Consider the following 25995-nt stretch of genomic DNA (forward strand, 5'->3'; position numbering starts at 1 on the left):
AAGCGGTGGCACGGTGCGCGCATGATCCGGGCCACGCGCGTATTGCCGCGCCACCATTGGAAGGAGGCTGCGGCCGATACCGTCGTGCTCGGTTTCGACGATCGCCATCGTCGGCGAATGGCGATGACCGGCACGCGGGGCCTGGAATTCCTGCTCGATCTGGAAAGCGCCGTCGCGCTGCGCGGCGGCGATGCGCTGGTGCTGCAGGACGGCCGCCTGATCGAAGTGGTCGCAGCACCTGAGCCGCTGGCCGAAATCCGCGCCACTGGTCCGCTGCATCTGGCCCGCGTCGCCTGGCATCTCGGCAACCGTCATTTGCCGGCGCAGTTCACGGCAAAAGGCTTGCGCATCCGCCGCGATCACGTGATCGAAGCCATGGTGAAGGGGCTCGGCGCGCGCGTGATCGAAATCGAAGCGCCATTCGATCCGGAAGGCGGCGCCTATGCCGGCGGCGGCCACGCGGCGCATGATCAGCGCGACCATCCTCACCACGATGCACATGGCGGACACGGTCATCATCACGGGCATTCCCATGCTCATGACCCCAACTAAACCGATGGAATTCACGCCGCTTGCGGATCCGGCGGCGCAGCCGTCCGCCGGCCAAGCGGCGGCGCTGTACCGGCTGATGACGTGGTTGTCGCCGGCGTTTCCGGTCGGCGCCTTCTCTTATTCGAGCGGCATCGAATGGGCGGTGGAGGCCGGCGATATCGTCGATGTGACCACGCTGCGGGAATGGCTGGCGTCGATGCTCGCGGAGGGTCCCGGATTTTGCGACGGCGTATTTCTTGCGCATGCGCACCGCGCGGCGGCCGTCTCGGACGATGCGACCCTGCGCGGGGTGGCGGAGCTTGCGTCGGCGTTGGCGCCGTCGTGTGAGCGCCATCTGGAAACGGCGGCGCAGGGCCGCGCCTTCGTCGAAATCGCGCGCGCGGCGTGGAATTGCGATGGCCTCGACCGCCTGATCGCGGCCTGCGAGGGCGCGATCGTCTATCCCGTCGCGGTCGGCATCGTCAGCGCGGCGCATGCGATCCCGCTGGCATTGACGTTGCACGCGTTTCTGCATGCGCTGACCTCGAACTGGATTTCCGCGGGCTCCCGGCTCGTGCCACTGGGGCAAACCGACAGCCAGCGTGCGCTGGCGGCGCTGGAGCCGGACGTGGCGGCAGTCGTAAAACACGCGCTGAGCGCCACGCTGGACGATCTCGGCAGCGCCACCTTTCGCGCCGATCTCGCCAGCATGCGCCATGAGACGCAGTATACGAGGCTGTTTCGGTCATGACGAACGGCCGCGCCACATCTTCGTCGTCCATACGCTTTGTCGTCAATGCTGCGGAAGGCGACAGCAGTCCTTTTGAACGTCCCGTCTTCACTGCAGCCATCGGTGATCATGGGTCTCCGCCTTCGCGGGGACGACAGTAATAGAAAGACCCCTGACATGCCCAACCCACACGGCCCGCTCCGCGTCGGCATCGGCGGCCCCGTCGGCTCCGGTAAGACCGCGTTGATGGATTTGCTCTGCAAGACCATGCGCGACCGCTACGACATCGCCGCCATCACCAACGACATCTACACCAGATGGGACGCCGAATTTCTGGTGCGCTCGGGATCGCTGACGCCGGATCGGATCGCCGGCGTCGAAACCGGCGGTTGCCCGCACACCGCGATCCGCGAGGACGCCTCGATGAATCTCGCCGCGGTGGCCGACATGCGCGCGAAGTTTCCCGATCTCGACATGGTGCTGATCGAATCCGGCGGCGACAATCTCGCCGCCACGTTCTCGCCTGAACTGGCGGATCTGACGATCTACGTCATCGACGTCGCAGCAGGAGATAAGATCCCGTCGAAAGGCGGCCCCGGCATCACCCGGTCTGACCTCCTTGTCATCAACAAGATCGATCTCGCGCCGCATGTCGGCGCCTCGCTGGAGAAAATGGACGCCGATGCCAGGCGGATGCGCGGCGAGCGGCCCTTTGTCATGACCAACCTGAAAAAGAGCGCAGGCCTGGATCGCATCATCCAGTTTATCGAAATCAAAGGCGGCCTCGGTGCCGCCAAGGCCATTTAAAAGCTTGTAAACGGGTCATCCATGTCGGATGCCGCGCTCATCCGTTGAGTTAATTCCGCGGCTGTGGAACAAAAATTGATGCCGTGCGCTTAGCGTCCCTCAAGGCTCTGCCGGTGTGAGCGCCGGGCAGCGCTTATCCCTAACCGCGGTTGTGAACCGATGGCCGCTTCTCCATTATCCCGCGCAACGTCGTTCCGGCGGGCCTGGCATCGTCCGTCGTTCAGCCCGAGGGGCGCGCCGCGAACGGCAGATATTCGTCTCATATCCGAGTAAGCGAGTGGTTCGGCTGGGTTTCATCATAGGTCTGGTGGCGCTGCTCGGGGTTCTGCTCTCCGGCTTTGCGGCTTATCGCGTCCACAATCAGGAACTGACGCTTGACTCGATCGCGCTGGCGCGTGCGATCGACATCCACGCCAGCCTGGTTCAGGACCGGCTTACCGAGCGCGAACTGCTCGCGCGGGTCGCCTCGGGGTTATTCCGCTCGCCCTCGGTGATGAAGGCGAACATGCTGCAGCCGCTGCGGTCCTCGATCTATGCCTTCAAGACGGATTTCCTGGTCGCGGGCTGGATCGCCCGGCTGCAACCCAATGAACTGGGTTCGGCGCGCGACGAACTTGCAAGCGCAGGCTTTCCGAACCCGGCCATCCGCAATTCCGACGATTCGGAATTGGATAAAGGTTCGCTCGACCAGCCGATCAATGTCCTGATGGACGTCGAGCCGCGCAACGCGCAGACCATGGGGTTTCCGGGCCGTTCCTTCGACGCGGATTCCGTGCTGGGACCGATGCTGGCGCGAGCCATGGCCGGGGGCAAGCCGGTGGCTTCCGATCCGCTTCCGCTGCTGCGTCCGGATGGTCGGACGGGGCTGGTGCTGGCGGCCCCGGTCTTGCAGGACGGCAGTGACCAGCCTGCCGGGTTCGTAACGTTTTCCTATGAGTTGGCGCCGCTGCTGCTGACCAATGACGATCTGTCGCTGTTCTCGGTGGTGCTCAAGGATCCGCGCCGCGACAACGGCGAACTGATCGCCGACGATCGGGGCAATATCACATCCAGGACCGCCACCGGCAACAGTCCGGCGCCATCGATCAGCCGAACGGTGACCTTCGGCGACCGCGACTGGTCGCTGGGCTATTATGCCAAGACCAATGCGGCAAAGCGCGCGCAGCAAATGGCGGGCATCGTGGCCGCGATCGGCATTGCACTGACCAGCATCGTCTGCGGACTTTTCGGCTATGTCGCCTACAACAATTTGCGGCTTCGCCGCGAAATCCAGGTCCGGATCGGGTTCGAGCGCCGCCTGACCGCGGTGATCGACGAACTCAATCATCGCGTGAAGAACATCCTGGCGGTGATTCAATCGATCGTGACGCGCACGTTGCGCCACGGCTCCGACATCGACACCGCGCGCGAACTGTTGATCGGCCGCATCCACGCCATGTCGAACGTGGTGTCGCTGCTGAGCGAGAGCCAGTGGCAGGGCGTCAAGCTGAAGGGATTGTTCGAGTCGCGCGCGATTCCCCACGCCGATCGCATCGCGGTTTCAGGCCCCGACATCGACGTCAGCGCGCGCGCCGCGCAAAGCCTGTCGCTGTTGTTTTTCGAACTGGCGTCGCATTCCGACGAAGGGCTTTCGCTGGTCGGCAAGCACCCAACGATCGTTGCCAAGTGGAAAGTGATCGGAGAGGGCCCGGAGTCGACGTTTCACTTCTGCTGGGAGGAATCCAATACCAGTGCGGCGACCCGGCGTGCCGACAGCGATTTCGGGATCATCCTGCTTGACCGCGTCGCGCCGGAGGCGCTGGGCGGCACGGCCAAGCGGTATTTCACCGAGGCGAGCTATGTGTATGAACTCACGGCGCCGATGGAAACCGTGGTGGACATGACAGAACGCGATCGAACCGAAGCGCTGTCAGCACCGATCCAGCAGGACTCCTAGAAGGCCGGAACCGGCAAAACGGCGCGGTGCCGGATTTTGCGCGGAGGCGCATGCCGCCACGACGGGGTTCGGAAACGATGGATTGCAAATTGGCGATGACGCGACGCTGTCAGCCGCCGCTGCCGCCGATCACCGCGCGGACGGTATCGTCAGGACCGAAATCTTCCGCGCCGTCCACATAGAGCAGGGCGCTGAGTTTCGAACGCGCGCGGTTGACGCGGCTCTTGATGGTACCGACGGCGCAGCCGCAGATGGCGGCGGCGTCCTCATAAGAAAAGCCGGACGCGCCGACGAGAATCAGGGCTTCGCGCTGGTCCTGCGGCAGCTTGTCCAGCGCCGCACGAAACTCTTCGAATTCCAGATGCGCATTCTGTGCCGGCTGTGTCTTCAAGGTTTTGGCATAGCTGCCGTCGGCGTCCTCCACCTCGCGCCGCCGCTTGCGGTAATCGGAACGGAACAGGTTGCGCAGAATGGTGAACAACCACGCCGGAAGATTGGAGCCGGGCTGGAACGAGTCGATGTTGGCGAGCGCGCGCAGCAGCGTTTCCTGGACCAGGTCGTCGGCCCGGTCGCCGTTGCCGCTGAGCGAAATCGCGAACGCACGCAGGCTGGGAACGGCCGCCAGGATATCGTCGCGTAGCGAATTGGTGAGAGGCATTACTCCCTCCCGTCAGTCTTGGCTGTGTGATGCCCCCCGCCCTCGGGGGAATCCAGCTTGCGGATCAGATCCGCAAAGCGATCCGGCACACCCTGACGCACGACGTCGTCATACATGGCACGCAACTGGTGGCCAATTCGAGATTGAATCTCGGCGTTAAGACCACCCTGCTTGCCCGGGCCGGGACCTTTGCTCATTTGAGACTTCGCATCTTTCATGACCTGATCCACATTTCCCCGAACGGTTAAGCTGTAAATTCAATGAATTTTGCTTGATTTTGAAGCCTCGGCGGCATCTCTAGGGTTCCTAATTCCAACGGATCGCAAAAGTTCCGAAAAAAGGGAACTTTAGTCCGGGTTGAGCGTAAACAGAAACCTGTGGGGAACTGGCCACCCCCTACTGCTCGTTTTGGCCGCTATGAAGAATGGAGTGGGGATGTCCCGATCACAGCTCGTTGCTGAACATTTACCGTTGTTGCGGCGCTACGCCCGGGCTTTGACGGGAAATCAGGCGTCAGGCGATGCCTATGTTGGGGCGATGCTGGAAGCCCTGTTGCAGGACCAGTCGCTGCTCGATGAGCAACATGGCCCCCGCGTCGGACTGTTCAGGCTATTCACGCAGATCTGGAATTCGGTGTCCCTTAACGATAATGCCGAGGTGATCCCGCTGTCGACGCCGTCGGAGCGCCGGCTGTCCAACATCACCCCGCTGCCGCGTCAGGCGTTCCTGCTGCTCTCATTGGAGGGCTTCTCGGAAGAAGAAGTTGCCTTCATTCTCGGAATCACAGTGGCCGAAACCCGCAAGCTCGCAGATACAGCCGGCCGCGAAATGGCTGCGGAAATTGCCACCGACGTCCTCATCATCGAGGACGAAACCTTCATCGCGATGGATCTGGAAAGTCTCGTAAAGAACCTCGGCCACAACGTCATCGGCGTGGCGCGCACCCATTCCGATGCGATCGCGCTGGCGAAAAACCGCAAGCCGGGCCTGATCCTGGCCGATATCCAGTTAGCCGATGGCAGCTCCGGTCTGGATGCGGTCAACGAACTGTTGCGGACCTTTGAGGTGCCGGTGGTATTCATCACCGCCTATCCCGAACGCTTCCTTACCGGCGAGCGGCCGGAACCGGCGTTCCTGATCTCGAAACCGTTCCAGCCTGCGATGGTGTCCGCCGTTGCCAGTCAGGCGCTGTTCTTTCAGCGCAACTCGCGCAATCGTCCGCCAAGGGCCGCGGCAAGCTGAGGCTCGCCGACACAGACGCGACAAACAATTAACGCCGCAACTGCCAGGGCACGTTGCGGCGTTTTTGCGTTGGCGATTTTGGAAAAAAAGCAGGGCGCGGCTGGCATCACCACAGCCGCGCCCCACGTCGCCGGTCAATTGGGGCAGGGGAATAACCGGCTGTGGTAACTACCTACGAGGCTCGGAATCGTTCCGAGATGTAAAAATATTCTCGTACACAGTTAAGTGATAAGGGCGCTCTGAACCCCGGCACAACACCCGCGTTGGGTCGTTGTTGCGACGACGCAAAAGTTTATAGGCGGGCAGGGCCATGTCTCAGGTGACTTCAGCAATTTTAGGCGCCGTCGCGGTTTCGCTGACGTTAGGCGCGGCTCAGCTTGCTTTGGGCAGCGACCTCAACAGTCATCGGCAGCCGGCTGCGGCGCTTGAGGCGGCCGTCAACCGCCAAGCCAAGGCCGATCGCGGGGGCGCACCTGCGATCATTCTGAAAAGCCAGACTGTTTCGGTCAACGTCGATGGCATTTCAGATACCTCCATCCTGCTGCGCGTGCCGGTCGGCGCGTCCCGCGAGGAAGCGCGTAACGCACCGGCCCCTGTTGTGAACAACCAGCCCGTGGCGCGAACGGTTGCGTGTGAGCCGGTCGTCAGTGTTCTGACCGAAGTTGCCCGACAGCTTCAGCCCGGCCGTTGCGTGACCTGAAGGCCGCTCGGATAAGGCTCGCCCCGGCGTTGCGGCTAGCTAAAATTCTGACCACTCGAGGTGACAACCCCCTGGTCCGACGGCAGTTGCGGTGCATCGTTTCGGAAGCAAATGCTCCTTAAGAACGAGGGCGACAATCAACAAGGGTGGCGACAGGAAGCCGCCCGGCGGTCCCCACATCCAGGTCCAGAACGCCGCGCGATTAGCACCGCCAGGGCGTTTAGCTGCAGACGCCGGCCGATGATGGTCGGTGTGACAAAATGCCCCTCCAGAAATGTCAGCCCTACAAAGGCCAGCGGCGCCAGCATGGCGCCGCTCAACGTCGAGAACGACATGATGCCGACTGCGGCGAGTATAACGAATGTCACCACCGGTCCGATGATCGGAAAGAAATTTAGCGTGGCCGCAAGCGCTCCGAGCCCGGCCGGGTTGGGCATCCCCGTTACCGCGCAAATGATCCCCGCTGCGATGCCGACGCCAAGATTGATTGCAGTGACCGTCAGCAGATAGCCGCCGAGGCTGCCTTCGATCTCGTTAAGGATCTTCAGCGTACGCAGCCGGGATTCGTGATCGATGCGACGCCCCCTTGCGGAACTACCCGGCATCGGCCGCGTTTGTTGTGCAGTATCACCGATGCACGCATCGAACGGGGCAAGTCATGGCACAATTTTTCGCACACCGCAGACACGCGTTCAGCCTTATCGTCGCGGCGGCGCTGATGGCATCGACTGGCGCTTCGGCGCAGGTTCTGGGGTATGCAGCCGGGTCATCGAGCGCGTTCCCCACTGATGGCATGACCCTGGCGACGCCGGATGACGAGGGCAACGGCCCGGTCCCGGAGCGACTGCGCCGTGCGGTGGTCAATTTCGAGACGCGCGAGGCGCCCGGCACCGTCATCATCGATACCGGTAATACGGCGCTCTACTATGTGCTCGGTCAAAACCGCGCCATTCGCTATGGCGTCGGCGTCGGCCGCGATGGATTCACCTGGTCGGGCGTGCAGACCATCAGCCGCAAGGCCGAATGGCCGGATTGGCATCCGCCGACCGAAATGATTGCGCGCCAGCCCTATTTGCCGCGCTTCATGGCAGGCGGCCCCGGTAATCCGCTCGGCGCGCGGGCCATGTATCTCGGGTCCAGCGTCTATCGCATCCATGGCACCAACGATCCATCAACGATCGGAAAGTTCGTTTCCAGCGGCTGCATTCGGCTGACCAATGAGGACGTGACCGACCTGTTCAGCCGGGTCGATGTCGGCACCAAGGTTGTCGTGCTGCCGAAGAATTCGCCTCATTTCGAGGCAAAGGGAACGATTACCGTGCGCCCGACGGCGGCTGTCGCGCCGCGTCCGGTTGCCCGATCGGACCGCCAGGCGATGAACCTTTCAACCTCGACGCTATACTAGACTAGATAGCCGGGGGCGCTGAGCATGAACAGGAAATTACGTTACCGACGGGGCATCAGTGCGTTGTTGGCGATCTGCCTGCTCGGCGCTGCGCCGGCGGCGCAGGCCCGTGACTTCATCGCGGCGCTGTTCGGGGCGTTTTCGGACAACCCGGCGCTGGCGCCGGCGCTACCCGCCCCTTCGATGGCACTGCCCTTCGCCAGCGATGGAAACCACGCAGCCGAACCCGCGCGTCCCCACATTTCGTATTCCGGCGCCGGCGGCGGGGGCAGTCAGGCCTATTGCGTGCGCACCTGCGACGGACGCTATTTTCCGATCACCGCGGGCGATGGCCAAAGCCGCGCGGCGTCCTGCAACAGCTTCTGTCCCGCCAGCGAGACCAAGGTAGTATATGGCAGCAGCATCGACCACGCCGCCACCGAAAACGGAAAATCCTATTCCGAACTGCCGAACGCGTTCCGCTATCGCAACGAAATCGTTGCAGGCTGCACCTGTAACGGCAAGGATCAGCTTGGCTTGGCGGCGATCAGGATCGAAGACGACGCGACGCTGCGCAAGGGCGACATCGTCGCGGGCGCAAATGGCCTGGTAGTCGCCGCCCGCGCCTCGGACCGGCGCGGTGCATCGCTGAACTTCTCCCCCGCCTCTGCCTCGGTGCGCGCCAGATATCAGCGTTTGCCCGTTGTGGCGTCGGAGTAATCAGCTATTCGGTGAATAGCGACGGGCTGCGCCGCCTTCATCCGGCGGGGCATGCTCTGGATAGCCAGCAGGGGCATGATCTTATATAACGGCATGGATCAAACACGTTCCCCTGATGGAACCCCCCGGTTCCAGACGCGTTGTGATGAGATCGCGCTGGTCGCGTCGATTACACCGGTGGGGGACCTGAAATGCTGGTAGGCGTCCTGATCACGTTTCTCGTGGTCATTCTCATTCTGTATCTGATCAATCTGCTGCCATTGGACGGCCGCGCCAAGCAGATCGCGCGCGTGGTGGTGATCATCCTCGGCGTTATTTCGCTGCTGAAATATATCGCGGTGTTTTAGCGAGGCGCAGCGGCGTAAAACCCCACAGCGCGCTCGGGACACGATCACCTCGCCGCTTTGGCTTCGCGCCGCCGCGCGGTCAAAATGTATTCTGTATAGCCGTTTGGCTGATCGCGACCCTTGAAGATGAGATCGCAGGCGGCCTGGAACGCGACGCCGTCGAAACCGGGCGCCATCGGGCGGTACGACGGATCGCCGGCATTCTGCTTATCCACCACCACCGCCATCCGCTTCAGCGATTCCATCACTTGATCCGCCGAGATGACGCCGTGATGCAGCCAGTTCGCCAGATGCTGGCTTGAAATGCGCAAGGTGGCGCGGTCTTCCATCAGGCCGACGTCATGAATATCGGGCACTTTCGAGCAGCCGACGCCCTGATCGATCCAGCGCACCACATAGCCCAAGATACCCTGGCAGTTGTTGTCAATCTCCTGCTTCACATCGTCGGGCGCCCAGTTCGACTGCGACACCGGGATGGTAAGGATATCCGACAGCTTTGCGCGCGGGCCGCCTTGCGCCAGCTCCTGCTGCCGCACCTGCACGTTGACCTGGTGATAGTGCAGCGCATGCAGGGTCGCCGCGGTGGGTGAGGGCACCCACGCGGTGGTGGCGCCGGCCTGCGGATGCGCGAGCTTTTGTGAAATCATGTCCGCCATCTTGTCCGGTGCGGCCCACATGCCCTTGCCGATCTGGGCATGGCCCGGCAACCCGTCGATCAGGCCGATGTCGACGTTCCAGTCCTCATAGGCCTTGATCCAGGGCGTCGACTTCATGTCGTTCTTGCGGATCATCGGGCCGGCTTCCATCGAGGTGTGAATCTCGTCGCCGGTGCGGTCGAGAAAGCCGGTGTTGATGAAGCAGATGCGCTTCGAAGCATTCTGGATGCAGGCCTTGAGGTTGACCGTGGTGCGGCGCTCCTCATCCATGATGCCGACTTTCAGGGTGTTCTCCGACAGCGACAACATCGCTTCGACCCGGCCGAACAGCTCGCAGGTAAGCGCCACCTCGTCGGGACCGTGCATCTTCGGTTTGACGATGTAGACCGAGCCGGTGCGGCTGTTGCGCGTTTTCGTGCCGCCCTTGAGATCGTGGATCGCGAGCAGGCCGGCGACGGCCGCGTCGAGGATACCTTCCGGCATTTCTTCGCCGGCGCCGTCGAGCACCGCGTCGGTGAACATGTGATGGCCGACATTGCGCATCAGCAGCAGACTGCGTCCATGCAGCCTGAGTTCTCCGCCGCCCGGCGTTGTGTAGACCCGGTCGGGATTGAGCGCGCGCTTCAAGGTCTTTCCGCCCTTTTCGAAATCGGCGGACAGCGTGCCGTTCATCAGGCCGAGCGTATTGCGATAGATCAGCACCTTGTCGTCCGCGTCCACCGCCGCGACGCTGTCTTCCATGTCGAGGATGGTGGAGACGGCCGATTCCAGGACCATGTCGGCAACCCCGGCCGGATCGTCCTTGCCGATGGGATGACCGCGATCGATCCTGACCTCGATATGCAGGCCGTTGTTGACCAGCAGGACCGCAGTCGGCGCCGCGGCGTCGCCTTGAAACCCTGCGAACTGCGCGTTGGATTTCAGCGCGGTGGCGTTACCGCTCTTAAGTTTGACCGCAAGCTGGCCGGCGATGACGCTGTAGGCCGTGACATCGGTATGGCTTGCGGTCGCCAGCGGTACGGCGGAATCGAGGAACGCCTTGGCTTTCGCGATCACCTTGGCGCCGCGGGCCTTGTTGAAACCTGCGGCCCCTTCGCCGGTCTCGTGCGGGATGGCGTCGGTACCGTACAGCGCATCGTACAGGCTGCCCCAGCGCGCATTGGCCGCGTTCAGCGCGTAGCGGGCATTGGTGAGCGGCACCACCAGTTGAGGCCCGCATATTTTGCCGATTTCCTCGTCGACATCGGCAGTTCCGACTTCGTGCGTCGACGGCTCGGGCTGCAGATAGCCGATCTCTTTGAGGAACGCGGTGTAGGCGTTCATGTCGAACGTCCTGCCCGTGTGAGCGCGATGCCAGCGGTCGATCTTCGCCTGCAGCGTATCGCGCACGTCGAGCAGTTCGCGGTTTTTCGGCGCGAGGTCGCGGAGGATGGCGGCAAGCCCGGCCCAGAACGCGTCCGCTGCGATCCCGGTCCCGGGGGTGGCTTCCTCGGCAATGAAATCAAACAGGACGGGAGCGATCTTCAGTCCGTGGGCATCGATACGGTTCATGGTGGGAGTTTTCTCAGGCGAAAGGCGCTCGCACGCCGTTTCAGGGATAAACAGGCAAAAAAGCGCGCCACAAGGCGGCGCATCAGGGCCTTTTAGAACAGGATGGCGTACGGGGTAAACTGGAAACGCTGCGAAACTCAGCCGTCGTCCGCGCCTTCGCGGGGGACGAGTCGCGGAGATATGGTTGCGATGATGTCGCTAGAGCGCGTTCTGGTAGCGTGCGGCAAATCGTCAAATATTCGCCGCCAGATCAACGGGTTCGTCGAACAGAATGCCGGTGCCGGCGAGCATCCGCCCGATGTCGTCGACGGCATCGGAAACCGAGCGCGTCGAAGTGTCGATGGTCAACTCACTCGCCGCCGGTGCTTGATAATCCCGACCGATCCCGGTGAAATTATTCAGCCCGCCGGCGCGTGCCTTGGCATAATGGCCCTTGGGATCGCGGCATTCGCAGACCTCCACCGGCGTTGCGACATAAATCTCGCGGAACGCGGGTTCGGCGATGCGGCGCGCCGCCCCGCGATCTTCCGCCGATGGCGAAACCGCGGCCACGATTGCGATATGGCCATTGCGCGCCAGATGCGTCGCGACTTCGGCGAGGCGCCGGATGTTCTCGGCACGGTCCTGCGCGGAAAAGCCGAGATCGCCGTTGAGGCCGGCGCGCAGCGTATCGCCATCGAGCAGGATCGGCGAGCCGCCCTGGCCGAACAGCCTGCGCTCGAGTGCGCGGGCCAGCGTCGATTTCCCGGAACCGGGCAGGCCGGTCAGCCAGACCACCGCGCCGGCATGGCGGTATCGCGCGGAACGCTCGTCGGGACGCAAAGCCGATTCAACCGGCACGATATCGACCGGGATTGCTCGCTGCCCGGCATCGACCGACAGCACCAGCCCGCCGCCGGCGATGCGGCCGTTGACCTCAATCACCAGCCGGCCGGTGCGCGGGTTGTCGGTATAGGGATCGGCCGCCAGCGCATGCGCCAGCGAGATGTCGATCTCGCCGACATGATTGCGGGCGATAGCGGTGGTCTCGACGCTTGCGAGTTCGCCGGGATCGACCGCCTTCTCGATGGCGACGACGCTGGCGCGGGCTTCCTTGGTGCCGAGCCGGACCAGGATCGAGGCGCCCGACACCAGCGGCCTGTCGTGCAGCCAGAAAATGCGCGCGCGGATCCGCCGCGTGTCGCGCGGCGCCGAGGCAACATGTGCGATGACATCGCCACGCTCCACAAACAGCTCGCGGTCGAGCGTGATGCCGACCGAGCGTCCGGCAGTCTGGCGGCCCGGGACCGGCGTCGCCGGCCAGCTCTCGACCGTCTTGATCTTTGCGATCTTGGCCGACGGCATGATGACGATTTCATCGCCGGCGTTCAAACCGCCGGATTCGATTCGTCCGGCGATGATGCGGCGGTCGTCGAATTTGTAGATCGCCTGCACCGGCAGCCGCAGCGCAAGCGCTTGCAGCGGCCGTGCCGGCTCCAGCGCGTCCAGCGCTTCGACCACGGTCGGCCCGTGGAACCATGCGATCCGCGGCGTGCGTTCCGCAACGCCATCGCCATCGCGCGCCGAAATCGGGATTACGCCCCTGGGCGCAATGCCGAGGCCGATCAGGTGGGCGGTGATTTCGGCGCTGATGGCGTCGAACCGCGCTTCGCTGAAATCGACGCGGTCCATCTTGTTGACTACCACCGCAACCTGTTTGACGCCGAGTAGATGCAGCAGATAGCCGTGCCGTCGGGTCTGGTCGCGCACGCCTTCCAGCGCGTCGATGATCAGCACCGCGCCGTCGGCCTGCGACGCGCCGGTGATCATGTTGCGCAAAAATTCGGCGTGGCCGGGTGCGTCGATCAGCACGACATCACGCGAGCGGGTGCGGAAGCGGATCTGGGTGGTGTCGATGGTGATGCCCTGGTCGCGCTCGGTCTGCAGTGCATCCAGCAGGAACGACCATTCGAACGGCATGCCGCGCCGCGCGCTGACGGCTTTCAGCATTTCGAGCTTGCCGTCGGGCAGGCTGCCGGTCTCGTACAGCAGCCGTCCGACCAGTGTGGACTTGCCGTGGTCGACATGGCCGACGATGACGATGCGAACCTGTTGGCGCGTGGTGCCGCTCGGGGTCGCCTGGGCGGTTTTGGAGAGCATCATGTTCATGGCGGCACTCACTTGCTGTCATTGCGGGCTGACGGTTCGGCGCGGAGCGCCGCCCGATGAGCGGCTCGGCGCAGCAGTCCGTCGTTCCGTTTGCTTGTGGGCTGAACCATGGATTGCTTCGCTTCGCTCGCAATGACGAATTAGGGAACTCTCAAAGATAGCCGGCGACGCGCAGCCGCTCGAAGGCGTCTTCGGTCTCGTGATCCAGCGCGCGTCCGGAACGTTCCGGCACTTTGGTGCTGTTCAGCTCATGGAGGATTTCGTCGATGTCGGATGCATCGGAGGCGACCGGACTGGTGATGTCGGCGTCGCCAAGCGAGCGATAACGCATGCCGTTCTGCGACAGATACAGCGGGATGATCGGAATATGTTCACGCTTGGTGTAGGCCCAGATATCGGCCTCGGTCCAGTGCAGGATCGGATGGATGCGCAAGTGCGCGCCCGGCGGCGGCGAGGCGTTGAACTGGTCCCAGAATTCCGGCGGCTGGTCGCGCACGTCCCATCCGCCCTCGATGCCGCGCGGCGAGAACACCCGCTCCTTGGCGCGGGTGGCTTCCTCGTCGCGTCGGATGCCGGCGATCAGCCCATCGAAGCCGTATTTTGTCAGCGCGAGTTTCAACCCCTCGGTCTTGCGCGCGGCCGATCGCGCCGCCGGCGGCAAGGTTGAATCCACCGCGTCGATCGGCGGGCAGGGCTCGATCTTGAGATCCAGCTCCCACTCCTTGCCGTAGCGATCGCGGAACGCATACATCTCGGGAAATTTCTTTCCCGTATCGACATGCAGCGCCGGAAACGGCACGCGGCCGAAGAAGGCCTTGCGCGCCAGCCAGATCATCACATTGGAGTCCTTGCCCAGCGACCACAGCAGCGCCAGCTTCTTCAGCCGCGCGAACGCTTCCCGGAAAATGTAGATGCTCTGCGCTTCCAGCGCGTCGAGGTGGTCCATAGCGCCAGACGCTTCGGGGTGCGATATTTGCATGGCCTCTGCGTGGCGGGGCTCCGGCGCGCCGCGCACCTCGTGCATCCGGCCGGCGTGATCGAGAAGGGTCATCTCTGCCGCTTGAGGTTAGAGGAAGAAAATTCTATAGGTCCATCGCAACAGAGAAGAAATAATTTTCTCTTTGCAAGGCTTGCAACAGACATAAATAGAAAATAATTCTAGTCAACCCCCGGGTGGCCGGGACAGGAGTGTTCATGCGCTTTCTGCCGGTATTCCTCGATCTGCAGGCCGGTTCCATCTTACTCGTTGGCGGTGGCGAACTGGTGCGGGCAAAGCTGCGCCTGCTGCTCTCGGCGGGCGCACATATTCGCTGGCATGCGACCGACGGCCGGCACGATGTGACCGGATTGGATGCCGTCGATGCGGCGCGGATCGAGCGCGCCGAAGGCGATCCGCGAACAGCCGATCTGTCGGGCGTGATCGCGATCCTTTGCGCCGGCGCCGGCGACATCGGGCCGGCGATGTCGTCACGCGCCAAGGCGCTCGGTCTGCCCGTGAATGTAATGGACGACCTCCAGCACTCGACGTTTATTTTTCCGGCGATTGTCGATCGCGGCGATGTGGTGGTCGCGGTCGGCACCGGCGGCGCTTCGCCGGTGGTGGCGCGCCGGGTGCGCGAGCGCATCGAGGCGGTGCTGCCGGCCCGGATCGGCGATCTTGCAAGCTTTATCGGCCGGCGGCGCAAGGCCATGCACGGCCGGATTCCGGAATTCGCGCTGCGGCGCCGGTTCTGGGAGCGCATTGTCGATGGCCCGATCGGCGCGCTGGTGCTCGCAGGCCGCGGTGATGAGGCCGAAGCGGCGCTGAAGCATATTGCCGACCCGTCGGCTTTCGCCGGCGCACCGGCAGGCCGCGCAGAAGGCAGGGTAACGCTGGTCGGAGCCGGCCCCGGAGATCCGGATCTGCTCACCGTCAAGGCGTTACGTGCGCTGCAGGATGCCGACGTCATCTTTTACGACGAACTGGTCGCACCGGAAATTCTCGATCGCGCCCGCCGCGATGCTGCGCGGGTTCCGGTCGGGCGTCGCGTCGGAAAACCCGGCATCGGCCAGGATGCCATCAACAGGCTTTTGATTGACGCGGCGAAGTCCGGCCAGCGCGCAGTGCGGCTGAAGGGCGGCGACCCGTTCATCTTCGGCAGGGGCGGCGAGGAAATCGAAGCGCTGCGCAAGGCCGACGTCGCCTATTCGGTGATTCCCGGGATCACCGCCGGGCTTGGCGCCGCCGCGCAATCCGAAGTGCCGCTGACCTTCCGCAACGAGGCGTTGCGCATCACCTTTCTCACCGCGCACAAGGCCAGGGATGCTGAAACCGTCGACTGGAGCACGCTGACCGACGTCAAGATGACGGTCGTGGTTTACATGGGCATGACCGCGGCGCCATCGATCCGCGCTGGCCTTTTGGCGGCAGGCCGCTCGCCGCAGACGCCGGTCGGCGTATTCGCGCGCGCGACCCGGCCGGATTCGCAAGCCGTGGCCGGCACCCTGAATGAATTGCCGGCGCTGGTGCAGCGCATCGACAGCGGTCCTGCCATCCTCGTCATCGGCGACGTCGTCGCGCATTCGACGCCATGGCGCGACGCCGGCCTCGATTCCCTCCTCTCGAACTTTCTGGTAGCCGCCGAATGACCTCCCCGCTCGAACAGAAAAAGATCAGGATTGCCGGCCCCTCGGTGGTCACCGCCAACCGCACCTGGGACGGCATCGTGATCTATCGCACCGCGAAGGCCTGGTCCGCCGATCTGTCGGATGCGGCGATCGTCCGCACGTCGGATGCTGCGCGCGCCTTGCTCGCCGAAGCGGTTGCCGACGATGTCGGCGCGATCGGCGCCTACATCGCGCCGGTAGAGGTCGACGACAGCGGCACGGTCAAACCCGGCAATCTGCGCGAACATATCCGCCGCCAGGGCGTCACCGCCGGCATTCCGATTCCGGCATAGGCCATCGCACCATGTATGCTTACGACGAACTCGACCGCACGCTGATCAACGAGCGCGTCTGCGAATTCCGCGATCAGGTGAAACGCCGGTTGTCCGGCGAACTCACCGAAGACGAGTTCAAGATGCTGCGGCTGCAGAACGGCGTCTATCTGCAACTGCACGCCTACATGTTCCGGGTGGCGATCCCCTACGGCACGCTGTCGTCGAAGCAATTGCACCGGCTGGCGCATGTGGCGCGGCGCTACGATCGCGGCTACGGCCATTTCACCACGCGGCAGAACATCCAGTTCAACTGGATCAAATTGGCCGATCTGCCGGATGCGCTGGCCGATCTCGCCGAGGTCGGCATCCACGCCATGCAGACTTCAGGCAACAACACCCGCAACGTCACCTCGGATCAATGGGCCGGCGTCGCCCCCGGTGAGGTCGAGGATCCGCGCATCTGGTCCGAATTGCTGCGGCAGTACACAACGCTGCACCCGGAATTCTCGTTCCTGCCGCGCAAGTTCAAATTCGCGATCACGGCGTCCGCGCATGATCGCGCCGCGATCAAGGTGCACGACATCGGGCTGCGGCTGCACAAGAACGGCGCCGGCGAGACCGGCTTTGAGGTGCTGGTCGGCGGCGGGCTCGGCCGTACGCCGTTCATCGGCAAGACCATCAGACCGTTTGTGGCCGGGCGCGATCTGTTGAGCTACGTCGAGGCGATCCTGCGCGTCTACAACCAGTACGGCCGCCGCGACAATATCTACAAGGCGCGCATCAAGATCCTGGTGCACGAACTCGGCATTGAAAAATTCGCCCAGGAGGTCGAGGACGAGTGGCGGCAAATGGGCGACAGCGCGCTGACGCTGGACGAGGCCGTGGTCGAGGACATCCGCTCGCGCTTTTCCTATCCGGCCTACGAAAAACTTGCGCACATGCCGGACGAGCTGAAGAAAGCCGCGCATGATCCCCAGTTCGAGGCGTGGCGCAAGAATTCGGTAGCGCCCCACAAGGTGCCGGGCTACGCGATCGTCACCTTGTCCCTGAAACCCGTCGGCGGGCCGCCCGGCGACGCCACCGCGGACCAGATGGATGCGATCGCCGATCTCGCCGACAAGTACTCGTTCGGCGAAATCCGCGTCGGCCATGAGCAGAACCTGGCGCTGCCCCATGTCGCCAAGCGCCATCTGCCGGCGCTGTGGCGCGCGCTTGATAAAATCGGCGTTGCGACGCCGAACGTCAATCTGGTCACCGACATCATCGCCTGTCCGGGACTGGATTACTGCTCGCTGGCCAACGCGCGCTCGATTCCGATCGCGCAGGAATTGACCCGCCGTTTCGCCAATCACGACGTCGCCAACCTGATCGGAAGGCTGCACGTCAACATTTCCGGCTGCATCAATGCCTGCGGGCATCATCACGTCGGCCATATCGGCATTCTCGGCGTCGAGAAGAACGGCGAGGAATTCTACCAGATCACCATCGGCGGCCGCGCCGACGAGCATGCCGAGGTCGGCACCTTGATCGGACCGTCGGTGCCATATGCCGAGGTCGCCGACGTGGTCGAGGATATCGTTGAAGCTTATCTGGCGCTGCGCGCGTGGCCCGACGAATTGTTCGTCGACGCCGTCAAGCGGCTCGGCGTCGAACCATTCAGGGAGCGCGTCTATGCCACTCGTTAAACACGGAAAAATCACCCGTGACGCGTTCGTCCATGTCGACGACGCCGCCGAGATTCCCGGCGATGGCCCGGTATTGATTTCCGCGGCGCGGTTGCTTGCCGACGCCGGAATACTGTCGCGGCGGCTCGGCAAGCTCGGAGTGATCTGGCCGAACAATCGGGACGTCGACGAGCTCGTGCCGTACCTCGGCCGGCTTGCAATGGTGGCGCTGGTGTTCCCGACCTTCCGGGATGGCCGGGCCTACAGCCAGGCGCGGCTGCTGCGCGAGCGGCACGACTATCGCGGCGAACTGCGCGCGACCGGGCAGGTGTTGCGCGATCAATTCGTGTTCATGCTGCGCGCCGGCTTCGATGCGCTCGAGGTGAAAAAAGACGGCGATGCGGAGGCCTTCGCCAGTACGATAAAGCGCTACTCGGTGTTTTATCAGCCCACCGGCGACGGCCGCGCCACCGCGCTGCACCGGCGGATGCAGCAGCGTCATTCGGAAAGCGCCAGCCAGTGAGCACGCTCGCCCATCGAACGGCAGCGGAGCGGACGCCGCCGGCCGATGAATTTCCGTCGGCCGAGGCGCTTGATCGCCTGCTGCGCGACGCGGCGCCGCAGCAAATCGTCGCGGCGGCGTTGCGCGCGGTCGGCCGCGACCGTCTTGCCCTGGTGTCTTCGTTCGGAACCGAATCCGCAGCACTGCTGAAGGTGGTGGCCGATGTCGATCCGGCTATCCCGGTGATCTTTCTCGATACCGGCTGGCTGTTTGCGGAAACGCTGGCCTATCGCGACGCGCTGATCGCGGCGCTGGGGCTGCGCGATGTCCGTTCCATCAAGCCGTCGGATGCAACGCTCGATCACGCCGATCCCGATCGCGACCTGTGGTTCTCCGATCCGGACGCGTGCTGCCGGATCAGAAAGGTCGAGCCGCTGGCGCGCGCGCTGGCGCCGTTCGATGCGTGGATCAACGGGCGCAAGCGCTTTCAGGGCCGCGCCCGCGCGGCGATTGCCGTTGTCGAGGAAGACGGCATACGCTTGAAATTCAATCCGTTCGCGAACATCTCCCGCGAGCACGTCGCGGCGATTTATGCGGACGCAAAACTGCCGCCGCATCCGCTTACGGCGTCACGATATCTGTCGGTCGGATGCATGCCATGTACCAGCCGGACCGAGCTGGACGAAGACGCCCGCGCCGGCCGCTGGCGCGGGAGATCGAAGACGGAATGCGGCATCCATACGATGAAGATTTCATAGGATATTGATTCTGCCGCGTTGCAAACAAGGAAACGTGGTTTCGTTGACTTGGGGCCGGTTTGTCCCGAGTTATGGACGCGCAGACGATGCTTTCATCGAGCCGATGGAGATCAGGATGATCCGCCGTATTCTTGTCGTCGTTGCCGCCCTGGTCTGGGCCGGCGCGGCTTATGCCGCCGATATATCGCTGCTCAACGTATCTTACGATCCGACCCGCGAGCTGTATGTCGATTTCAACAAGGCGTTCAGCGCCGCCTATCAAAAGCAAACCGGCAAGAGCGTCGAAATCAAACAATCGCATGGCGGCTCCGGCTCGCAGGCGCGCGCGGTGATCGACGGCCTCAAGGCCGATATCGTCACCCTGGCGCTCGCCTATGATATCGATGCCATTGCGGGCAAGGGCCTGCTGCCTGCCGACTGGCAAAAGCGCCTGCCGCTTAATGCCTCGCCCTATACGTCGACCATCGTTTTCCTGGTGCGCAAGGGTAATCCGAAAAGCATCAGGGATTGGGACGATCTGGTCAAGCCGGGCGTCAGCGTGATCACGCCGAATCCCAAAACCTCCGGAGGCGCGCGCTGGAATTATCTCGCCGCCTGGGGCTATGCGCAAAAGAAATTCGGCTCCGCGGACAAGGCCAAGAAATTCGTAGCCGATCTTTACCAGAATGTGCCGGTGCTCGACACCGGCGCGCGCGGCTCGACCGTGACCTTTGTGGAGCGCGGCGTCGGCGACGTGCTGCTGGCATGGGAGAACGAGGCGTTTCTCGCGCAGCGCGAATTCGGCAAGGACAAGTTCGAGATCGTGTCGCCGCCGCTCTCGATTCTGGCGGAGCCCCCGATTGCCGTGGTCGATGCGGTTGCGGATAAAAAGGGCACGCGCGAAGTTGCGGAAGCCTATCTGAAGTACTGGTATACAAAGGAAGGTCAGGAAATTGCCGCACGCAATTCCTATCGTCCGCGCGATCCGGAGATCGCCAGGGAATACGAGGCGTCCTTCGCCAAGGTGGAACTGTTCACGATCGACGACGCGTTCGGCGGCTGGACCAAGGCGCAGAAGGAGCACTTCGGCGAAGGCGGCGTTTTCGACCAGATTTACAAGAACTGATCCGACCAGGGTTTTCAGGGGGCATTGTGAGCGCAGCGCCGGGACGACGCAGCACCTTGCCGGGATTCGGTCTCACCATGGGACTGACCCTGACGTGGCTGTCGATCATCGTCCTGATCCCGCTCGCCGGGCTATTCCTCAAAACGTTCGAGCTGAGCCTTGACCAGTTCTGGGTCATCGTCACCAGCCGTCGCACCCTTAACGCATTGAAGCTGTCGTTCGGCCTCGCGTTTGCCGCCGCGCTCGTCAATCTGGCGATGGGGATGATCATCGTCTGGGCGCTGGTGCGCTACCGGTTTCCGGCGCGCCGGTTGTTCGACGCCATCGTCGATATCCCCTTCGCGCTGCCGACCGCGGTCGCCGGGGTCGCGCTGACATCGCTATTTGCCCAGAAAGGCTGGCTCGGCGCGCCATTGGCCGAACTCGGCATCAAGGTGGCGTTCACGCCGGTCGGAATCTTCATCGCGATGATTTTCATCGGCATTCCATTCGTGGTGCGCACGGTGCAGCCGGTACTGATCGACCTCGACGCCGAGATCGAGGAAGCCGCCGCCAGCCTCGGCGCCAACCGCTGGCACACGGTTTCAAAAGTGATCCTGCCCAGCCTGATACCGGCGATGCTGACCGGCTTCGCGCTGGCGTTCGCACGGGCGGTCGGCGAATACGGCTCGGTCATCTTCATTGCCGGCAATCTGCCGAATGTGTCCGAGATCGCGCCGCTGCTGATCGTGATCCGGCTGTCGGAATTCCGCTATGCCGATGCCACCGCGATTGCCGTTGTCATGCTGGTCGCCGCCTTCCTGATCATTTTCGCCGTCAACCGAATCCAGCGCTGGGCGCAGACGCGCATTCCGGCGCATTGAGAATTTTGAGGATGCGCACCAAACATAAGGACCGTCATTCCGGCTCAGGCGCGCGGCGACCGAGCCCGGAATTCATAACCGCCCTCGTGCGGATGGATTCCGGGCCTGCGCCAGGTGACGCGTCCCGGAATGACGAAGGTAGAGCGGTATGACCGAGGTCCAACCCCTGTCATTGCCCGCCCGAGCCGACACCCGCACCGAGCCCCGGCTCGTTCGCTTCACCCTCATCGCCATCGCGATAACCTTCCTTACCGTGTTCGTGGTGCTGCCGCTGGTGGTAGTGTTCGCGCAGGCGTTCTCCAAGGGAATAGGCGCCTATTTTTCGGCGCTCGCCGATCCCGAGGCGCTGTCGGCCATCCAGCTGACGCTGCTGGTTGCTGCGATTTCCGTCAGCCTCAACCTGGTATTCGGGGTCATCGCCGCCTGGGCCATCACCAAGTTCGAATTCGCCGGCAAGACGTTCTTGATCTCGCTGATCGACTTGCCGTTTTCCGTAAGCCCGGTGATTTCCGGCCTGGTCTTCGTGCTGCTGTTCGGCGCGCAGGGATATTGGGGACCGTGGATGCAGGCGCACGACATGCAGGTGCTGTTCGCGGTGCCCGGCATCGCATTGGCGACCACCTTCGTGACCTTTCCGTTCGTGGCGCGGGCGCTGATTCCGCTGATGCATGAACAAGGTACGTTGGAGGAGGAAGCCGCGATATCGCTCGGCGCCTCCGGCCTGCAGACCTTCTTCCGCGTCACTTTGCCCAATATCAAATGGGGCGTATTGTATGGCGTGTTATTATGTAACGCACGCGCGATGGGCGAATTCGGCGCGGTGTCGGTGGTATCCGGGCACATTCGCGGTGAAACCAACACCATGCCCCTGCTGGTTGAAATTCTCTATAACGAATACCAATTCGTTTCATCATTCGCGATCGCCTCGCTGCTTGCGATGCTGGCGCTGATCACGCTGGTCATGAAAGCGATTCTCGAACGGCACCTGGACCAGGAACTCGTCGGTGATTGAAGTTCGCAACATCGTAAAAAAGTTCGGCGCGTTTGCAGCGCTCGACGACGTCGACCTCAAGGTCGGCAATGGCGAGCTGCTGGCGCTGCTGGGGCCGTCGGGCTCGGGCAAGACCACGCTGCTGCGCATCATCGCGGGCCTGGACTGGCCGGATTCCGGCGCGGTTTCGTTCGACGGCGAAGACGCGTTGGCGCAAGGCGCCAGCGAGCGCCATGTCGGCTTCGTATTCCAGCACTACGCGCTGTTCCGGCACATGACGGTGTTCGAGAACGTCGCGTTCGGACTGCGCGTGCAGCCCCGCGCCATTCGCAAGGACGAGGCCGGCATTCGTGCGCGGGTAACGGAGCTGCTCGACCTCGTGCAGCTCGACTGGCTCTCCAATCGCTATCCCAGCCAGTTGTCCGGCGGCCAGCGCCAGCGTATCGCGCTGGCACGGGCGCTGGCGATCGAGCCGCGCATCCTGCTGCTGGACGAGCCGTTCGGCGCCCTCGACGCCAAGGTCCGCAAGGAACTGCGGCAGTGGCTGCGCACGCTGCACGAGGAGATCAACGTCACCTCGATCTTCGTTACCCACGACCAGGAAGAGGCGCTGGAAGTCGCCAACCGCGTGGTGGTGATGGACAAGGGCCGCATCGAGCAGATCGGCACGCCCGGGGAGGTCTACGACCAGCCGGCGACCGCCTTCGTGCATGGCTTCATCGGCGAGTCCATCGTGCTGCCGGTGCAGGTGGACGAAGGCCACGTGCGGCTCGATGGCAAGGTGCTCAACATCGCCTCCGACGGCGCCAAATGCGGGCCGTCCAACCTGTTCGTGCGCCGCCATGACATGCAGATCGGGCCGGTCGGCAGCGGCGTGCTGGAGGGCGCGGTGCGCCGGGTGCGCACGTTCGGCCCAACCCAGCGCGCCGAAGTCGCACTTTCGTCCGGCAACGGCGCCACGCTGATCGAGATCGACGCGCCGCGCGACCGCAAACTGCGGACGGGCGACATGATCGGCTTGCATCCGAGACGGTACCGGATTTTCGCGGCCTAGGACCAGGCCGGTCCTCGTCATGCCGGCCCGGTGCCGGGCATCCACGTCCACCCCCTGTCAACAGAGCAAGACGCGGATGGCCGGGACGAGCCCGGCGATGACGAAATAACCATTCTGCCGTCCGTTCACCATTCAGCCATGGTTGGCATGCAACAACTGCAGCCGATCTGGGGGATTTTAATGACACGGGCGATTGCCATTCTCGGGCTGTTGGCGCTTGGCGGGTGCGCCGCGGAGGCTCCCGTCGTCGAGCAGCCGACCATGTATCTGAGCATGGCCAACGGCGGCGCCACGCTCGATCCGCAAGCCGCGGCGTCGATGATCTCGCTGTACCGGCAGAACAACGGCCTCGGCGGCGTGGCGGTCGATCCGGCGCTGATGAAGCTCGCGGAATCGCAGTCGCAGGCGATGGCAAGCCGTAATAAGCTCGACCACGACGTGAAGGGACCGCTGGCAAAGCGCCTGAACGCGGGGGGATATCCGGCCACCCTGGCGGTGGAAAACGTATCCGCGGGCTATCACACGCTGGCTGAAGCTTTTTCCGGCTGGCGGGATTCCCCGCCGCACCGGGCCAATATGCTGAAAAACGGGGTCACGAAACTAGGCATCGCGGCGAGCTATGCGCCGAATACCAAATACAAGGTATTCTGGACGCTGATCATGGCATCGACCGAGCAGCGCTGACTGTCCAACTTCATCGGTTGACGGCGACGGCATCTGCCGTCACGTTGCTGTTTTGCACTGCGGTATAACCGATGACCGATGAGACGATCCGGGTCCAGCCCGACGCCGGCATGCCGGCCGATGCCTGTCCCGTTCTGGTGCTTCAGGGCGGCGGCGCGCTTGGCTCCTATCAGGTCGGCGCGTTCGAGGCGCTGTGCGAATGCAACTTTGCGCCGCAATGGGTCGCCGGCATTTCGATCGGGGCGATCAATGCCGCACTGATCGCCGGCAACACGCCCGAAAACCGCCACCAGCGGCTGAGCGCGTTCTGGGACCGGATGTCGTCGCAGGCGACTTGGCCCGCAGTTCCATGGCTCTCGGGCGAAGGTTCGCGCACGGCGGTGACTGAATGGAACGCCGGCGTCATCATGCTGGCCGGCGTACCCGGTTTTTTCAAGCCGCGGTTTCCGCCGCTGCCCTTTCAGTCCGCGGACGATCTGACGGCTTTGAGTTTCTACGACACCGAGCCGTTGCGCGAGACGCTGAAGGAAATGGTCGATTTCGACCTCATCAACAGCAAGGAGGGGGTGCGGATCAGCGTCGGCGCGGTCAACGTCGCGACCGGCGCGCAGATGTATTTCGACAACAAAGGCGACATGCCCACCGTCATCGGTCCCGAACATATCATGGCCTCGGCAGCACTGCCGCCGGGATTTCCCGCGGTGCGGATCGGCGATGATTATTTCTGGGACGGCGGCCTGATCTCCAATACGCCGCTCGACCACGTGCTGAAACACAAGGGACAGGACAACCTTCTGGTCTTCCAGCTCGACCTGTTCAGCGCCGCCGGCGTCCTGCCGACCTCGCTGGGCGAGATCGCCGAACGCGAAAAGGACATTCGCTTCGCCAGCCGGACCGAGATCAATACCAAAAAGAACAGGACTCTCTACAACGCCGGGCAGCTTCCTCCGTCCGGCCGCAGCGTTGCCGGAACTGAAAGTCCGGTCGCCCCGTCGGAAGGCATGGTCACGGTGGTCCATCTGACCTACCACAGTGCGCTGCCCGAGGTTGCTTCGCGCGATTACAATTTTTCACCGCTGGCGGTTGCCGAGCACCGCCGCGCCGGCCGGCGCGATATCGAGCGCGCCATGCGCGACCAGGACTGGCTTCGCTTGCCGCAGAACGACGAACCGATGGCGGTGTACGTATTGACGCAAGACGACAAAGACCCCCTGAAGCGGGCATAGCAGAGCAGGAGCTGATAGATGGGTATATTGACAGGCAAGACCGCGGTAGTGACAGGATCGACCAGCGGCATCGGCCTCGCTTATGCACGCGCGTTCGCCGGCGCCGGCGCCAATATCGTGCTCAACGGCATGGGCGCGCCCGCCGACATCGAGAAAGAGCGCGCGGCGATCGAATCCGACTTCAAGGTCAAGGCGGTCCACTCACCGGCCGACATGACAAAGCCCGCGGAAATCGCCGCCATGGTGGCGCTTGGCGAAAGCACGTTCGGATCGGTCGATGTGCTGGTCAACAATGCCGGCATCCAGTTCGTCGCCCCGATCGAGGAATTCCCGGTCGAGAAGTGGGACGCGATCATCGCCATCAACCTGTCGTCGGCATTTCACGGCATCCGCGCCGCCGTGCCGGGCATGAAGAAGCGCGGCTGGGGCCGCATCATCAATACCGCGTCCGCGCATTCGCTGGTCGCCTCGCCGTTCAAGTCCGCCTATATCTCCGCCAAGCACGGCATCGCCGGGCTGAGCAAGACCGTGGCGCTGGAGCTTGCGACCTTCAAGATCACCTGCAACTGCATTTCGCCGGGCTATGTCTGGACGCCGCTGGTCGAGAAGCAGATTCCCGACACCATGAAGGCGCGCAACCTGACCAAGGAGCAGGTGATCCACGACGTGCTGCTGGAAGCCCAGCCGACCAAACAGTTCGTCACCCCCGAGCAGGTGGCGGCGCTGGCGCTGTTTTTATGCGGCGACGACGCCGCCCAGATCACCGGCGCCAACCTGTCGATCGACGGCGGCTGGACCGCGGGGTAGGCAGCGCGCA

General features: G+C 63.4%; 26 protein-coding genes and 1 pseudogene. 21 read left to right on the forward strand and 6 right to left on the reverse strand.

All coding sequences use genetic code 11. The features are described 5' to 3' along the window. Positions 1-21 precede the first annotated feature (21 nt). The 4 genes from ACFE72_RS08980 to ACFE72_RS08995 all read left to right on the forward strand — a co-directional run bounded on the left by ACFE72_RS08980 (position 22) and on the right by ACFE72_RS08995 (position 4004). Complete coding sequence (locus tag ACFE72_RS08980) at positions 22-552, forward strand: urease accessory protein UreE (RefSeq protein ID WP_375412735.1); 531 nt, start codon at positions 22-24, stop codon at positions 550-552. Continuing rightward, positions 539-1282 carry an urease accessory protein UreF gene (locus ACFE72_RS08985; protein WP_375412736.1) on the forward strand — a complete coding sequence of 248 codons (744 nt, stop codon included), beginning with the start codon at positions 539-541 and terminating at the stop codon, positions 1280-1282. Before ACFE72_RS08980 ends, ACFE72_RS08985 begins: the two co-directional genes overlap by 14 nt. Before the next feature lie 156 nt (positions 1283-1438). Beyond that, the gene (gene ureG, locus ACFE72_RS08990) at positions 1439-2068 is read left to right on the forward strand and encodes an urease accessory protein UreG (protein ID WP_375412737.1); all 630 of its coding nucleotides are present in this window, start codon (positions 1439-1441) and stop codon (positions 2066-2068) included. A gap of 277 nt (positions 2069-2345) precedes the next feature. Then, positions 2346-4004: an HWE histidine kinase domain-containing protein gene (locus tag ACFE72_RS08995; RefSeq protein ID WP_375412738.1), complete on the forward strand. Its 1659-nt coding sequence runs from the start codon at positions 2346-2348 to the stop codon at positions 4002-4004. Positions 4005-4113: 109 nt separating this feature from the next. Here the strand turns inward: ACFE72_RS08995 and ACFE72_RS09000 are convergent, their stop codons facing one another. Continuing rightward, positions 4114-4662 (reverse strand): sigma-70 family RNA polymerase sigma factor, encoded by a 549-nt coding sequence (locus ACFE72_RS09000; RefSeq protein WP_375412739.1) that lies wholly within the window; start codon positions 4660-4662, stop codon positions 4114-4116. Continuing rightward, complete coding sequence (locus ACFE72_RS09005) at positions 4662-4880, reverse strand: NepR family anti-sigma factor (protein ID WP_375412740.1); 219 nt, start codon at positions 4878-4880, stop codon at positions 4662-4664. Before ACFE72_RS09005 ends, ACFE72_RS09000 begins: the two co-directional genes overlap by 1 nt. A 217-nt stretch (positions 4881-5097) precedes the next feature. On the opposite strand from ACFE72_RS09005, the gene ACFE72_RS09010 reads away from it, so the two are divergent. Then, the gene (locus ACFE72_RS09010) at positions 5098-5904 is read left to right on the forward strand and encodes a response regulator (protein ID WP_375412741.1); all 807 of its coding nucleotides are present in this window, start codon (positions 5098-5100) and stop codon (positions 5902-5904) included. A gap of 382 nt (positions 5905-6286) precedes the next feature. Continuing rightward, positions 6287-6604: a hypothetical protein gene (locus ACFE72_RS09015; RefSeq protein WP_375412742.1), complete on the forward strand. Its 318-nt coding sequence runs from the start codon at positions 6287-6289 to the stop codon at positions 6602-6604. 35 nt (positions 6605-6639) lie between these two features. Here ACFE72_RS09015 and ACFE72_RS09020 read toward each other — a convergent pair. Continuing rightward, positions 6640-7176: pseudogene (locus ACFE72_RS09020) on the reverse strand (AI-2E family transporter); the annotation flags it as partial. A gap of 86 nt (positions 7177-7262) precedes the next feature. Here ACFE72_RS09020 and ACFE72_RS09025 point away from each other — a divergent pair. The 3 genes from ACFE72_RS09025 (at position 7263) to ACFE72_RS09035 (ending at position 9055) form a co-directional block, all read left to right on the forward strand. Beyond that, complete coding sequence (locus ACFE72_RS09025) at positions 7263-8009, forward strand: L,D-transpeptidase (protein ID WP_375412743.1); 747 nt, start codon at positions 7263-7265, stop codon at positions 8007-8009. Between the two features lie 24 nt (positions 8010-8033). Next, positions 8034-8708 (forward strand): DUF2865 domain-containing protein, encoded by a 675-nt coding sequence (locus tag ACFE72_RS09030; protein ID WP_375412744.1) that lies wholly within the window; start codon positions 8034-8036, stop codon positions 8706-8708. A gap of 191 nt (positions 8709-8899) precedes the next feature. Beyond that, complete coding sequence (locus ACFE72_RS09035; protein WP_375412745.1) at positions 8900-9055, forward strand: Thivi_2564 family membrane protein; 156 nt, start codon at positions 8900-8902, stop codon at positions 9053-9055. Between the two features lie 44 nt (positions 9056-9099). On the opposite strand, the gene ACFE72_RS09040 is transcribed toward ACFE72_RS09035, so the two are convergent. From ACFE72_RS09040 to cysD, 3 genes are all read right to left on the reverse strand, one after another. After that, on the reverse strand, positions 9100-11262 hold the full coding sequence (locus ACFE72_RS09040) for a malate synthase G (protein ID WP_375412746.1): 2163 nt from the start codon (positions 11260-11262) through the stop codon (positions 9100-9102). Between the two features lie 231 nt (positions 11263-11493). Then, positions 11494-13410: an adenylyl-sulfate kinase gene (gene cysC / locus ACFE72_RS09045; RefSeq protein WP_375412747.1), complete on the reverse strand. Its 1917-nt coding sequence runs from the start codon at positions 13408-13410 to the stop codon at positions 11494-11496. Between the two features lie 151 nt (positions 13411-13561). After that, on the reverse strand, positions 13562-14389 hold the full coding sequence (gene cysD, locus ACFE72_RS09050) for a sulfate adenylyltransferase subunit CysD (RefSeq protein ID WP_375412770.1): 828 nt from the start codon (positions 14387-14389) through the stop codon (positions 13562-13564). A 215-nt stretch (positions 14390-14604) separates the two neighbouring features. Between cysD and cysG the strand changes: the two genes are divergently transcribed. From cysG to ACFE72_RS09110, 12 genes are all read left to right on the forward strand, one after another. After that, on the forward strand, positions 14605-16038 hold the full coding sequence (cysG, locus tag ACFE72_RS09055) for a siroheme synthase CysG (RefSeq protein ID WP_375412748.1): 1434 nt from the start codon (positions 14605-14607) through the stop codon (positions 16036-16038). Next, on the forward strand, positions 16035-16349 hold the full coding sequence (locus tag ACFE72_RS09060) for a DUF2849 domain-containing protein (RefSeq protein ID WP_375412749.1): 315 nt from the start codon (positions 16035-16037) through the stop codon (positions 16347-16349). The genes cysG and ACFE72_RS09060 overlap by 4 nt, the downstream gene beginning before the upstream one ends. 11 nt (positions 16350-16360) lie before the next feature. After that, on the forward strand, positions 16361-18016 hold the full coding sequence (locus tag ACFE72_RS09065) for a nitrite/sulfite reductase (protein ID WP_375412750.1): 1656 nt from the start codon (positions 16361-16363) through the stop codon (positions 18014-18016). After that, the gene (locus ACFE72_RS09070; protein ID WP_375412751.1) at positions 18003-18518 is read left to right on the forward strand and encodes a DUF934 domain-containing protein; all 516 of its coding nucleotides are present in this window, start codon (positions 18003-18005) and stop codon (positions 18516-18518) included. Before ACFE72_RS09065 ends, ACFE72_RS09070 begins: the two co-directional genes overlap by 14 nt. Beyond that, a complete protein-coding gene (locus ACFE72_RS09075; protein WP_375412752.1) occupies positions 18515-19255 on the forward strand; it encodes a phosphoadenylyl-sulfate reductase in 741 nt (246 codons plus the stop codon). Before ACFE72_RS09070 ends, ACFE72_RS09075 begins: the two co-directional genes overlap by 4 nt. 115 nt (positions 19256-19370) lie before the next feature. Beyond that, entirely contained in the window at positions 19371-20360 is a 990-nt protein-coding gene (locus ACFE72_RS09080) for a sulfate ABC transporter substrate-binding protein (RefSeq protein WP_375412753.1), read from the forward strand. A gap of 56 nt (positions 20361-20416) precedes the next feature. Further along, a complete protein-coding gene (cysT, locus tag ACFE72_RS09085) occupies positions 20417-21223 on the forward strand; it encodes a sulfate ABC transporter permease subunit CysT (protein WP_375412771.1) in 807 nt (268 codons plus the stop codon). Between the two features lie 148 nt (positions 21224-21371). Next, complete coding sequence (gene cysW, locus ACFE72_RS09090; protein ID WP_375412754.1) at positions 21372-22235, forward strand: sulfate ABC transporter permease subunit CysW; 864 nt, start codon at positions 21372-21374, stop codon at positions 22233-22235. Continuing rightward, entirely contained in the window at positions 22228-23268 is a 1041-nt protein-coding gene (locus ACFE72_RS09095; protein WP_375412755.1) for a sulfate/molybdate ABC transporter ATP-binding protein, read from the forward strand. Before cysW ends, ACFE72_RS09095 begins: the two co-directional genes overlap by 8 nt. A gap of 180 nt (positions 23269-23448) precedes the next feature. Beyond that, the gene (locus ACFE72_RS09100) at positions 23449-23952 is read left to right on the forward strand and encodes a CAP domain-containing protein (RefSeq protein ID WP_375412756.1); all 504 of its coding nucleotides are present in this window, start codon (positions 23449-23451) and stop codon (positions 23950-23952) included. Between the two features lie 71 nt (positions 23953-24023). After that, positions 24024-25178 (forward strand): patatin-like phospholipase family protein, encoded by a 1155-nt coding sequence (locus ACFE72_RS09105; RefSeq protein ID WP_375412757.1) that lies wholly within the window; start codon positions 24024-24026, stop codon positions 25176-25178. A gap of 18 nt (positions 25179-25196) precedes the next feature. Next, positions 25197-25985: a 3-hydroxybutyrate dehydrogenase gene (locus tag ACFE72_RS09110; protein ID WP_375412758.1), complete on the forward strand. Its 789-nt coding sequence runs from the start codon at positions 25197-25199 to the stop codon at positions 25983-25985. Positions 25986-25995 lie beyond the last annotated feature (10 nt).

Source organism: uncultured Bradyrhizobium sp. (assembly GCF_964252615.1).
GTDB lineage: Bacteria > Pseudomonadota > Alphaproteobacteria > Rhizobiales > Xanthobacteraceae > Bradyrhizobium.